The organism is Anaerotruncus sp. 80, assembly GCF_009936115.1.
In the GTDB taxonomy this organism is placed as follows: domain Bacteria; phylum Bacillota; class Clostridia; order Peptostreptococcales; family Anaerovoracaceae; genus Senimuribacter; species Senimuribacter intestinalis.
This window is the reverse complement of sequence record NZ_QWES01000017.1, coordinates 77,166-88,743: the sequence shown is the minus strand read 5'-3', so window position 1 is coordinate 88,743 and position 11,578 is coordinate 77,166. Positions and strand designations below refer to the sequence as shown.

11 protein-coding genes are annotated in these 11,578 nt (G+C 43.2%); 6 read left to right on the top strand and 5 right to left on the bottom strand.

Translation table 11 applies throughout. The features are described 5' to 3' along the window. The first annotated feature begins 221 nt into the window (after window positions 1-221). Window positions 222-488, top strand: a complete 267-nt coding sequence (rpsO, locus tag D1155_RS10030; protein WP_160202262.1) for a 30S ribosomal protein S15 — start codon at window positions 222-224, stop codon at window positions 486-488. Window positions 489-660: 172 nt separating this feature from the next. Beyond that, window positions 661-2,769, top strand: coding sequence for a polyribonucleotide nucleotidyltransferase (locus D1155_RS10025; RefSeq protein WP_160202261.1), 2,109 nt, complete (start codon window positions 661-663; stop codon window positions 2,767-2,769). 326 nt (window positions 2,770-3,095) lie between these two features. Here D1155_RS10025 and D1155_RS10020 read toward each other — a convergent pair whose 3' ends face one another. The 5 genes from D1155_RS10020 to trkA all read right to left on the bottom strand — a co-directional run bounded on the left by D1155_RS10020 (window position 3,096) and on the right by trkA (window position 8,471). Further along, the gene (locus tag D1155_RS10020; protein WP_160202260.1) at window positions 3,096-3,443 is read right to left on the bottom strand and encodes a PadR family transcriptional regulator; all 348 of its coding nucleotides are present in this window, start codon (window positions 3,441-3,443) and stop codon (window positions 3,096-3,098) included. 159 nt (window positions 3,444-3,602) lie between these two features. Further along, entirely contained in the window at window positions 3,603-4,028 is a 426-nt protein-coding gene (locus tag D1155_RS10015) for a CBS domain-containing protein (protein WP_160202259.1), read from the bottom strand. Between the two features lie 98 nt (window positions 4,029-4,126). Next, the gene (locus D1155_RS10010; protein ID WP_160202258.1) at window positions 4,127-5,593 is read right to left on the bottom strand and encodes a potassium transporter TrkG; all 1,467 of its coding nucleotides are present in this window, start codon (window positions 5,591-5,593) and stop codon (window positions 4,127-4,129) included. 49 nt (window positions 5,594-5,642) lie between these two features. After that, window positions 5,643-7,109 (bottom strand): TrkH family potassium uptake protein, encoded by a 1,467-nt coding sequence (locus D1155_RS10005; protein ID WP_160202257.1) that lies wholly within the window; start codon window positions 7,107-7,109, stop codon window positions 5,643-5,645. Window positions 7,110-7,118: 9 nt separating this feature from the next. Next, complete coding sequence (gene trkA, locus D1155_RS10000; RefSeq protein WP_243151069.1) at window positions 7,119-8,471, bottom strand: Trk system potassium transporter TrkA; 1,353 nt, start codon at window positions 8,469-8,471, stop codon at window positions 7,119-7,121. Between the two features lie 533 nt (window positions 8,472-9,004). Here trkA and D1155_RS09995 point away from each other — a divergent pair. From D1155_RS09995 to D1155_RS09980, 4 genes are read left to right on the top strand one after another with little or no spacing between them, the layout of a single operon-like run. Beyond that, window positions 9,005-9,607, top strand: coding sequence for an MBL fold metallo-hydrolase (locus D1155_RS09995; RefSeq protein WP_160202256.1), 603 nt, complete (start codon window positions 9,005-9,007; stop codon window positions 9,605-9,607). Continuing rightward, window positions 9,597-10,436 carry an HAD family hydrolase gene (locus tag D1155_RS09990; RefSeq protein ID WP_160202255.1) on the top strand — a complete coding sequence of 280 codons (840 nt, stop codon included), beginning with the start codon at window positions 9,597-9,599 and terminating at the stop codon, window positions 10,434-10,436. The genes D1155_RS09995 and D1155_RS09990 overlap by 11 nt, the downstream gene beginning before the upstream one ends. Before the next feature lie 24 nt (window positions 10,437-10,460). Beyond that, a complete protein-coding gene (locus D1155_RS09985) occupies window positions 10,461-10,958 on the top strand; it encodes a hypothetical protein (protein ID WP_160202254.1) in 498 nt (165 codons plus the stop codon). Further along, on the top strand, window positions 10,933-11,571 hold the full coding sequence (locus D1155_RS09980) for an N-acetyltransferase (RefSeq protein ID WP_160202253.1): 639 nt from the start codon (window positions 10,933-10,935) through the stop codon (window positions 11,569-11,571). Before D1155_RS09985 ends, D1155_RS09980 begins: the two co-directional genes overlap by 26 nt. The last annotated feature ends 7 nt before the right edge of the window (window positions 11,572-11,578 follow it).

Below are 11,578 nucleotides of genomic sequence, written 5' to 3'. Positions count from 1 at the left end.
GATATGTGTTTTTTAGGAATCCTTTTGGGACATTTTCTCTTGCGCTTTCTTAAGACATTATCACTTTTGGAGCAGAAGACAAAAAGGACATGAAAATTAAACACTTGCAATTAGAATGTAGGTATGATATACTAATCTAGTTGAAAATTACTTTCACTTGGTTTTACGGAATCTCCGACGATAACTCGGTGAAAGCGTATTAAGAAAAGGAGAATTTTAAAATGATTACAAAAGAACAGAAAACGGCAATTATCAAAGAATATGCAACCAAAGAAGGAGACACTGGTTCTCCGGAAGTACAGGTAGCAATTCTGACTGCAAGAATCAATGATCTTAACGAGCATCTGAAGGTTCACAAGAAGGACCATCATTCCAGAAGAGGTCTGCTGAAGATGGTAGGTCAGAGAAGAAATCTGCTGAAGTATCTGAAGAATGTTGACGTAGAAAGATACAGAAGCCTGATTGCTCGTTTAGGATTAAGAAAGTAGTCCATAGTGGAAATTTTGACGGGGCGAAGGTCCCGTCATTTTTTTAAATAAGATGTTACCTTCGATTGATAAGGGTGCGTGGATTGAAATACTGCATGCGGCAGAACATCTTTATCAATCGAAGGTAAGCCAAGCGTAAGAAAAAATAAACAGGAAGGAGTTGTTTATTAAAATGGCAAGATTTACAGATTACAGAACATTTAAAACAGCAGTAGGAGGGAGACTTCTGCAGTTAGAGATTGGCAAGGTTTGCGAACAGGCAAACGGACAGGTTATGGTAAGATACGGTGAATCCGTAGTCAATGTAACCGCCTGCGCTTCCAAAGAGCCAAGACCTGACATCGATTTTTTCCCACTGAGCTGCGACTATGAAGAAAGAATGTATGCTGCTGGCAAGATTCCAGGCGGCTTTATCAAGAGAGAGGGAAGACCGAGCGAGAAGGCGACACTGTGTTCCAGACTGATGGACCGTCCGCTTCGTCCGTTGTTCCCGAAGGGATATTATAACGATGTAGTTGTTGTTGCAACTGTTATGTCTGTGGATCCCGACTGTGAAACAGATATTATGGCAATGATTGGTGCTTCTGTTGCGCTGTCCACTTCTGATATTCCGTGGGAAGGACCGATTGGTGCTGTAAGGGTAGGAATGATTGACGGACAGTTCATCATCAATCCGTCTTTGGAACAGAGAGCAGTTTCCGAAATGAATCTGACTGTTGCTGGTACTAAAGAAGCGATTATGATGGTAGAAGCAGGTGCTAATGAAGTACCGGAAAACGTAATGCTGGACGCAATCCTCTACGGACACGAAGAAATTAAGAAGATTGTAGACTTTATCGATGAGATCGTTGCTGAGGTCGGCAAAGATAAGCAGGACGTAAATCTTTATCAGGTTCCTGAGGATATCGATGCAGCAGTGAGAGCTTATGCTGTAGACAAGATGAAGACTGCGATTAAGACTGTAGACAAGCTGGAAAGACTTGATAACATGGATGCAGTAGAAGTAGAAACGAAAGAGCACTTTGCAGAAATTTATCCTGAAAATGAAAAGGATATTGCCAATGTTCTTTACAATATCACCAAGGAATGTGTTCGCGCTATGATTCTGGACGAAGGTATCAGACCGGACAACAGAAAGCTGGACGAAATCAGACCGATTTGGTGCGAAACCCAGATGCTTCCAAGAGTACACGGCAGCGGACTCTTTAAGAGAGGTCAGACTCAGGTGCTTTCAGCATGCACGTTGGCACCGGCAAGCGAATCTCAGACTATCGACGGTATCACTGAACAGACTGAAAAGAGATATATGCATCACTATAACTTCCCAGGCTATTCCGTAGGTGAAGCAAGACCTATGAGAAGCCCGGGCAGAAGAGAAATCGGACATGGTGCACTGGCAGAAAGAGCGCTGATTCCGGTGCTTCCTTCTGTAGAGGAATTTCCTTATGCAATCCGTGTGGTATCTGAAGTACTTTCTTCCAACGGTTCCACTTCCATGGGCTCCACTTGTGGCTCTTGCCTGGCGCTGATGGACGCAGGTGTTCCAATCAAGAGACCAGTTGCAGGTATCGCTATGGGTCTGATTGAAAGAGTAGAGGAAGACGGTTCCAGCAAGATGGCTATCCTGTCCGATATTCAGGGCATGGAAGACTTTCTGGGCGACATGGACTTTAAAGTAACCGGTACAGAAGTCGGCGTTACTGCAATTCAGATGGATATTAAGGTGCACGGCCTGTCCAGAGAAATTCTGGAAAAGGCGTTGCAGCAGGCAAAGGAAGGCAGAATGTACATCATGGAACAGATGTTAGAAGAAATTCCTGCACCTAGAGAAGAAATGTCCAAGTACGCACCGAGAAGCATTACGATGCGTATTGATCCTGATAAGATTAGAATTGTCATCGGACCTGGTGGAAAGACCATCAATAAGATTGTAGATGAAACTGGTGTTAAGATCGATATTTCCGAGGATGATCCGGGACTTGTCAGCATTTACAGTGCCGATATGGAAGGCGCCAACGAAGCACGTCATCGTATCGAGCTTCTGACTAAGGAAGTAGAAGTCGGCGAAATTTATGAGGGCACAGTTACCAGAATCATGAACTTCGGCGCATTCCTTGAAATCCTGCCTGGCAAGGAAGGGCTGCTGCACATTTCTAAGATGGCAAAAGAAAGAGTTGAAAAGGTTGAAGATGTTGTAAACATCGGTGATGTGGTAAAAGTAAAGGTTACCGAAATTGACAGTCAGAACAGAATTAACCTTTCCAGAAAAGAATTACTGTAATAAAAATCACAAGCCACCCTGTAATGGGTGGCTTGTTTGCGGATCTGACAGGATTGCGCATAGGCAGTGCATAAATATCAAAAAAGCTTTCGATATATGTACACGAACGTACGTAAAAGTTAAAATAACGCTTAAAATATGCACATTTAGGAGGAGTTTCGGTGAAGAAATGGACTGATAGGCGATTGCGCGTGCATATTTAAAGGAAAAAAGTGGATTATACGTACAAGCCACTGGGGGAATCTGCGCAGACACTGAAAACACCATGAAAAGAAAGGACCGACAACACTGCCGGTCCTTTTGGGTTGAGCATATTTTTATTAGGTTTATTTCTTAATACCCATGATGGTTTCGATTGCGGAAGCTACTTCGATATAGTCTTCAATCAATTCAGCCAGACGCTGTTCACCGGATGGCTCCAGGTGATAATAAACACGGGTCATTCTCTTGCCAACGGTTTTCTTATAATCTGTAATGTATTTGTTGTCAATCAGCTTGTACAAGGTAGGGTACATAGAACCTTCTGGGATTACTAAAACGCCACCTGATCTCTGGTTAATTAATTGGGAAAGCTGATAACCGTAACAATCTCCCTCTTCCTTCAGAAGATGAAGGAGAAGCATTTCTACTGAACCTTTTTTAAAATTACTCTTGTTTTTGTTTCTCTGTGTCATACTGCACCTATCCTTTCTTACTAATAAGAATAAAACAATTAGTTAAATAAGTCAACGAATATTTGCAATTTTTAATGAAGAATATGTGAATTTTTTTAAAAGAACGTAAAAAACGCAAAAAAACTTGAATGAATACTGAAATTTTGATTGTTTTTTCGATTACTTTCTGCTGGTTGCTAAATGTCCCATGATATCGCCTACTTCTGCAAGAAAGAGTTTTTTTCTGGCTAAATCAGAAAGAGTGAGTACACCGGTGAGTTTTCCGCTTTCGAGGACAGGAAGCCTGCGGACTTTTTTCTCTGAAAACATGCAAGCGGCATCGTGGACGTTCATATCGGCGTTCACGGCGATAATATTGCTGGACATGACTTCAGATATGGGAAGGCTTTGAAAGTCGCTTATTTTTGCGAATTTGCTGCGTAAAACTATATCTCTGTCTGTGACAACGCCTAAAAGACAACCTTTGTTGTCGCAGATTGGTACAAAACCGATATCATATTGTTTCATCAGGGCAGCAACATCGGCAATTGTAGCATCAATTTTTGCAAAGTAAATATTGGTAGACATTAATTCTTTTACAATCATGTTTTGAATCCTCCTGTTACATAGGATTTGCAAAAAGACAGGATTTATGAGATAGAAAGAAAAAGAGCGGCGTAAAACCACTCTTTTTGTTTTCTTGCTTACGATCTTGCTCTGTCCGAATTCCAGAAAGAACGAGAGAAGAGAATGATGATTGCGTAAAGCTCCAGTCTGCCTGCCAGCATGAGAGCGGCGGCATACATTTTTCCAAAACCGGAAAAGATGCTGAAATTTCCTCCTGAAATAGCGCCGAAAGCAGTGCCGTTGTTGGTGATACAAGCAAGAACTGTGGAAAAGGTTGTTTCCATATCTTGATTTTCCAGCGCCAGTACTAGAGATGAGAATATAAATACAGCGAAGTACATCAGAACAAATACTGTCACAGAAGCAGCAGTTGCTGCGCTGACGGGTTTTCCCTGAATCATGATAGGTTTTACTGCCCGCGGGTGAATTCGCTTGTAAACGCCTCTCAGAATGATTTTAAAGTATATGATAAAGCGCATAACTTTGATGGAACCGCTGGTAGAATTTCCGCAGCCGCCGATAAGGACGAGGATTAAAAGCACCATTTTGCAGGTAGTAGGCCACAGGTTGATGTTATCGATTTCATACCCGGAGGTTGCACCAAAGGCAGTTGCCTGTGCGAATGCGTCTCCAAAGGCTCCAAGGAAAGATTCGTACTGCCCATTTACGTAAAGAACGACGGAAATGACAAGTGCGCCTCCGGCAAGGAGTGCCAGATAAGTTTTTATTTCGAGCATATTGAATGCCATTTTCCACTTTTTGCAATACAACAGAAAATACATCATGAAGTTTACTGAGCCTGCAAGAGAAAAAAAGGTGAAGATGACTTTCACATAAGTCTCGTTGGTCAGATTTAAAGCACTGTCTGCGCTCAAAAGACCTGCAGTGCTGATAGTAGACATGGTATTGACAAGGGCATGAAAAGGATCAAGTCCGCTTGGCAGCAACAGGAGAAATTCGATGAGCGTCAGCACGAAATAAATTCGATAGGTTAGCTTTGCGGTGTCGCTGATTCTAGCTGACATTTTCTCAAAGTCAGGACCCGGAACTTCTGCAGCGGCCATTTTTTGTCCCTGTACACCAAGAACCGGGAACAAGGAGACGGTTAGGAGCAGGAGTCCCATGCCGCCAAGCCAGTTGGAAATCCCTTTCCAAAGAAGCAAACTGCGGGGCATGGTAGTAGCATCAATGACCCAGGCGCCGGTGGTAGTCCAGCCGGATATGGACTCAAAGAGACTGTCAATCAGACTGTATCCGCAGTTAGCGGTGAAATAGGGGACTGTGCCGACAATGCTGACCAGAATCCAGCATAAGAAAGCAACAAAAAAGCTTTCTCTGGATTTAATCTGCAGGGTGTAGTATTTTAAATGACGATACACAAAAAGTCCGGCGAAGATACAGCAAATGGCAGGGAAAAACAGAGCCGAAGCAGCATTGTACTCGGCAAGATAGATGCCATATGCCATAGGAGGCAGCATTGCTACTCCTTCAAAGAGAAGAACTACCGCAAGGGTTTTTAAAATTACTCGAACATTGTATGTCATAATGAAATCCTTTATAATATGTTAATATCTATCGCTTTTATACTCTTCTTTATGCCTTGTTTGAATTCCAGTAATGTGGTGACAGCAGCATAAAGAAAGTGAATAACTCCAGCCTTCCGGCAATCATGAGAAGGGATAGAATCATCTTGGAAAAATCGTTGAACATGGAGAAGTTCATGGAAGGTCCGATGAGATTAAATCCCGGTCCAACATTGCCAACACAGGTCAGCACAGAGGATATGGTAGTCATCAAATCAAATCCGTTGAGAGAGATAAGCAGGGAACCTGTAAATACAACAAAGATGTAGAAGAATACAAAATTTGCAATACCGGTTGCCATATCTGTTGGAATTTCCCGCTTATTCAGTGTCACCGTGATGACTCTGGATGGATGTAGCTTCAATGATACACCGCGGCGAATCAGTTTCAGTGAAACGAGAATACGAATGATTTTAACGCCGCCGCCTGTGGATGATGAGCAGGCGCCTGTCAGCATGAGCAGGAAAATCAGCATTCTGCTGAAAGTTGGCCAAATATCGTAATCTGCAGTGGCGTATCCTGTGGTCGTAATAATTGATGTTACCTGAAATGCAGAGTCTCTAATGCAGTCTCCTACATTTTGGTATGTGCCGGATGTCAGCAGGTTTATCACGATGAATGCAGTAACTACACCGATTAGCAGCAGATATATACGAAGTTCTGAATCCCGAAAAACTCTCTTGATACCGTGCTTCATCATGATAAAGTATAGATTAAAGTTGATTCCGCAAAGTACCATGAAAATGATGATGACCCATTGCACGTAAGGACTTGTGAACTGAGCAACACTGCTGTTATAGGAGGAAAAGCCGCCGGTTCCTACGGTGCCGAAAGTGTGTACCAACGCATCAAAAAAGCTTAGCCCTCCAAAGAGAAGAAGCAGCGTTTCAACAGCAGTAAACAGCAAATAAATCAGATATAGATTTTTTGCAGTGTCAGAAAATCTTGGTGCGATTTTGTCCAAAGAAGGACCTGGCGTTTCTGCGCTTGCAATGAGCTGACCGCCTACGCCGATAGAAGGAAGCAGCGCCATAGCAAAGACGATAATCCCCATGCCGCCCAGCCAATGGGTAAAGGAACGCCAAAAAAGGATGGACTTCGGCAGAGATTCAATGTCGGTCAAAATAGAAGAGCCTGTAGTAGAAAATCCGGAACAGATTTCAAAGAATGCGTCGATATAGTCTGAAACGGAGCCGGAGATCCAAAGGGGTACTGCACCGATGAGAGAAGCGGTCAGCCAGCACAGTGATACAATAAGAAACCCATCTCTGGCCTTAGGCCGGATTAGAGAAGGGCGGAATGTTTTTATTAAAATGAATCCCAGAAGAAAGCAGGGAAACATCGTTGTCAGAAAGCTCTTTGCTGCAGTACCTTCGTGGTAAATCAACGCCACGACAAAGGCAGGCAGGAAGGCTACGCCAAGGACAAGCAGCAGCATTCCCATCATTCTAATCACACTGTTAAAATTTACAGTCATGAGAATCTCCTAATTCTTATTTTTTAGTAATTTTTCCAGATCACCGATTTCGGAAAGCAGGCTTAAAATGATAACTCTGTCATTCCATTTAATTACAGTGTTGCCGTCAGGAATGATGACTTTCTGTCCTCTGTGAATGGCGGCAATGAGTACACCATCAGGAAGATCCAGCTTGTGAAGGGGCACGTCAATCATGTTCATATGAGAGTGCGCGACGATTTCCATGATTTCAGCCTGTCCTTGAATCAGCAGAGAAGAAATGATTTTCTTGGAGCCCTGAATAAAGCGTAAAATATTGCTGGCGGTGATATCAAGCGGATTCAGTACCATGTCGACACCCATACGCTCAATTAAATCCTTGTAGCTTTCGTGGCTGACTTTGGAAATAACGTCTTCAATACCGTGCTGCTTAGCGGTTAGAGCCAGCAGCAGATTTTCTTCGTCGTAGCCTGTGGCAGTAACAAAGGCATCCATTTCGTTCATATTTTCTTCTTCCAGCAGAGGAATGTCTGTACCGTCGCTGTGAAGCACCATCACATTGTTCAAATGGGTGGAAAGGTAACGGCACCGTTCCATGCTTTTTTCGACCAGTTTTACAGCAACCCCAAATTCTGAAAGCTTTTCTGCCAGATAAAAACCGGTCTTTCCACCGCCGATAATCATAACTTTCTGCAGATTGGTGTACTTGCCTTTTTCGTGAACACGTTTATTCAACTCGATAATTTGATCTTTTTCGCCGATGACGTAGAGATAGTCTCTTTCTCTGATATCATCATCCCCGTGCGGAATGATGACTTTACCGTTTCTGGAAATTGCGGCGATGAGCATATTTGGCATGACCTCGCGCACCTGTGGAATGGAAAGCCCTACAAGCTTATTGAATTTTCTTGCTGGGAATTCAATAAGGGCGATTTTGCCGCTGGTAAAAATACCGTTGCTCAAGGTATACTTTTCGGCAAGATATTTGTAGATTTCCAGCGTAATGGAAAGGTCAGGGTTGACGATGGAATCGATACCCATGGTTTCCTTGATGAATCCAAACTGGTTCATATGCTCCGGGTCTCTGACCCTTGCAATAACACGCCTGCAGCCCAGTTTTTTTGCAAAGGAGGCGATGACCATATTGGTTTCATCGTTATCTGTAGCAGCCAGAAGATACTGGAAATCCTTGATATCAAGATTCTTCAGTACGCTAATATCTCTGGCATCTGCATTGATTGTCATGACGTCAAGCTGCTGAGAAAGTTTCTGCAATACGTCGTTGTTCTTATCTATAATTGTAATGGCATAATCTCCGCCCAGCAGGGCTTCCGCAACGCGAAAACTCAGTTTGCCGGCGCCGACAATAGCTACATTCATCATAACTTATTTCCTCTTCATTTCCATCAAAATATTGGCATTTGCCTATATACATAACCCCTATTGTAATTCAAATGTTTCTAATTTGCAAGTAGGTGATGCAAATATATTTTACGGCTACATGAAAACCTTTTACAACCTCCGATATTGACAAATCTTGCTCATCTGTGTATTTTTGTCAATGAATGCTGGTCATCTTGGGGTGAAACGGTCGATTATTTATATTAACATTGACAAGATTGACCGAAATTCGGAAATCTGTCAATTTTGTCAATGTTTTGGGGCTGAAATGTTGACTAAATTGACAAAAAAACGGAAAGTTGTCAATTCTGCCAAAGTAGTGCCCTGAAATGACAAGAAAATCCCTTGTTTTCTCAGCACTTATTGACAAAAACATAAAAAAACCAAGAATTTGGCAATGTTCCTCTATGTCTCTTATTTGTTAGAACTTTCATGCATCTGCTGTGAGTAAGGCGCGTGCAAAACTTGCCAACAAAAGGCGACCTGTGATACAATGAATTTCAAGGAGTGAGGATATGAAAATAAAATGTTTTGTAAGCGGAGCCCTTTTGAGCAACGGATATGTGATTTACCAAAGGGAGGGCGGCTACTGCTATATCATAGATCCGGGCTACAGCCCGAAGAAATTTATTGGATTTATCCGTGAAAAGGATTTGAAACCTGCCGGCGTTTTGCTGACTCATCTGCATCACGACCACACCGGCGCTGCAGAAACAGTAGCAGAGGCGATGGACTGCCCGATTTATATGCATGAGGATGACGCTTTTGTTTATCGGGGCAGCGTGGATTGTCATCTGAAAGATGGAGAGACCCTCGACCTTGAAGGTGAAACTTTACGGGTAATTCACACGCCGGGACACACCAAGGGAAGTATTTGTCTGATGAGCCAGAAGAGTAGAGTCTGCTTTACCGGAGATACGATTTTCGATACAGACCTTGGACGCACCGATCTTGCGGGAGGCAGTGAGGAGGATATGCGCCGTTCTGTACAGGAGATTATTGACAAATGGGAGAATGACATTACCATCTATCCCGGACATGACAGCGGCTGCAATATGAAAAAGGTAAGAGTTTACAACACGGAATTTTTAGCATTGAGGGACGGACATGAACGATAAGAACATCAGAATGGTCGCGCTGGATCTTGACGGTACGACCTTAGACCCATATGGAAAGATTACAGAAAGAACGGTAGCAGCGTTTAAAAGAGCGATGGAGCAGGGCGTGCATATCGTTATTTCCACCGGCAGAACCTTTCAGTCTCTGCCGAAGCAGCTTTTTTCTATAGATGGTCTCGAATACGTGGTGACCTCCAACGGCGCGCACATTACAGAACTTGCCTCCATGGAGCGAATTTACGAAAACCTGCTTCCTCCTGAGTCAGTGACTGCAGTGGTCGAACTGATTCGCCAAAAGGGCAGAACTCACATTTCCGTGGAAACTTTTATCGACGGACACGCTTATATTGACAAGGATGAATACGAGGAGATTATAGCAGAGGGTTCTACTTACCGTGACGCAGCTTATATCAGAGATACCCGAAATCCGGTGCCGCAGATTTTAGATTACATGATGGCACACAAGGGCGAAATTGAGAATATCAGCCTGAATTTTGAGTTTTTGGAAGAAAAGGCCGTATGGCGGGAAGAACTGGCGCAGATACCGAATCTGACTCTGACGACTTCTTTTATTCATAACATCGAAATGGGAGGCGTAAATACCAGCAAGGGCACGGCGCTGACTTTTCTCATGGAGCGTCTTGGGGTATTGCCTGAGGAGCTTATGGCTGTGGGGGATAGTCCCAACGACGGGGAAATGATGGAACTGGCGGCTTTGGGAGTGGCAATGGCTAACGGTACGGAAGAGACCAAAGCTATGGCAGACTACGTGACTGCAAGCAACGCTGAGGATGGTGTAGCAAAGGCAATTGAGAAATTTGTGCTATAATTTATATGATTTAAGGGAAAAGAGATGAATTTGGGATTTTCTTATGTGGGTCTTGTCTTTTTGGCAATGCTGATGGTGCCCAATTTGATTTGGAGCCGCAATAAACCGGTAGGTTATGAGAACTATGTCGGCAGCGAAAATAAAATTCTGTTGGCATTTGAGCGAGTAGGAGAAGTAGCAGTAACTTGTTTGGCACTGATATTTACAGATTTTAATGTAGGGCAGGTGTCCGGCAGGACATTGATTTTGGCGGGAGCTTTTCTACTTCTGGTATTATATGAAGCATTTTGGATTCGCTACTTCAAAAGCGAGAAAACCATGGCGGACTTTTACAGCAGTCTTCTCGGCATTCCCGTAGCAGGCGCAAGCCTGCCGGTTTTTGCATTTGGACTGCTGGCGGTATATGGGAAAAATATATTGCTGCTGGTTGCGGTCATCACGCTGGGAATCGGACATATTGGTATACATCTGGGGCATAAGAGGGAGATTGAACATAATGATAACTTCAAGAGAAAAAGATAATATGTTAAAGGTGAATATTACAATTAGAGAGGAACAGGAAAAGGACTATCGCAGGGTTGAAGAAATCACCAGAGAAGCTTTTTCCTATCCTGGCAGAATAGAGGATGGAGGGATTGGCTGTCCATATGAGCACTGGATGGTGCATGAGTTGAGACGGAGAGATGGAATACCAGGTCTTAGTTTAGTTGCTGAAATAGATGAAACCATCGCAGGACATGTCATTTGCAGCAAGGCAGAAGTAAGAATGGAAGATAGAACGATTCCTGTTTTGAATTTTGGACCAATTAGCGTATTGCCAGAGCTACAGAGGAAAGGTGTTGGAAAGGCACTCCTTACTGGGATGATTGCTAAAGCAAAGAAAATGGGTTTCGGAGCAATTCTATTCTTTGGCAGACCGGAGTACTATCCGCAGTTTGGCTTTAAAGAGGCGTATACGTGGGGTATAACGGATTTAAACGGAAATCATTATCCCGCATTTATGGGAATGGAACTTATTCCTGGATATCTTTCTTCTGCTAAAGGCGGCAAATACTATGAATCAGATATTTACGATGATGAACTGAATGCTAAGCGTGTAAAAGCTTATGACGAGGAAAATTTTCCTTTCATATAGCAATAAG

What these genes read in the sequence shown, in the direction of transcription:
- D1155_RS10020 (WP_160202260.1), bottom strand. Translation starts at nt 3,443, where the DNA reads ATGACACAGAGAAACAAAAACAAGAGTAATTTTAAAAAAGGTTCAGTA.
- D1155_RS10005 (WP_160202257.1), bottom strand. Translation starts at nt 7,109, where the DNA reads ATGACTGTAAATTTTAACAGTGTGATTAGAATGATGGGAATGCTGCTG.
- D1155_RS10025 (WP_160202261.1), top strand. Translation starts at nt 661, where the DNA reads ATGGCAAGATTTACAGATTACAGAACATTTAAAACAGCAGTAGGAGGG.
- D1155_RS10015 (WP_160202259.1), bottom strand. Translation starts at nt 4,028, where the DNA reads ATGATTGTAAAAGAATTAATGTCTACCAATATTTACTTTGCAAAAATT.
- rpsO (WP_160202262.1), top strand. Translation starts at nt 222, where the DNA reads ATGATTACAAAAGAACAGAAAACGGCAATTATCAAAGAATATGCAACC.
- D1155_RS09995 (WP_160202256.1), top strand. Translation starts at nt 9,005, where the DNA reads ATGAAAATAAAATGTTTTGTAAGCGGAGCCCTTTTGAGCAACGGATAT.
- D1155_RS09985 (WP_160202254.1), top strand. Translation starts at nt 10,461, where the DNA reads ATGAATTTGGGATTTTCTTATGTGGGTCTTGTCTTTTTGGCAATGCTG.
- trkA (WP_243151069.1), bottom strand. Translation starts at nt 8,471, where the DNA reads ATGATGAATGTAGCTATTGTCGGCGCCGGCAAACTGAGTTTTCGCGTT.
- D1155_RS09980 (WP_160202253.1), top strand. Translation starts at nt 10,933, where the DNA reads ATGATAACTTCAAGAGAAAAAGATAATATGTTAAAGGTGAATATTACA.
- D1155_RS09990 (WP_160202255.1), top strand. Translation starts at nt 9,597, where the DNA reads ATGAACGATAAGAACATCAGAATGGTCGCGCTGGATCTTGACGGTACG.
- D1155_RS10010 (WP_160202258.1), bottom strand. Translation starts at nt 5,593, where the DNA reads ATGACATACAATGTTCGAGTAATTTTAAAAACCCTTGCGGTAGTTCTT.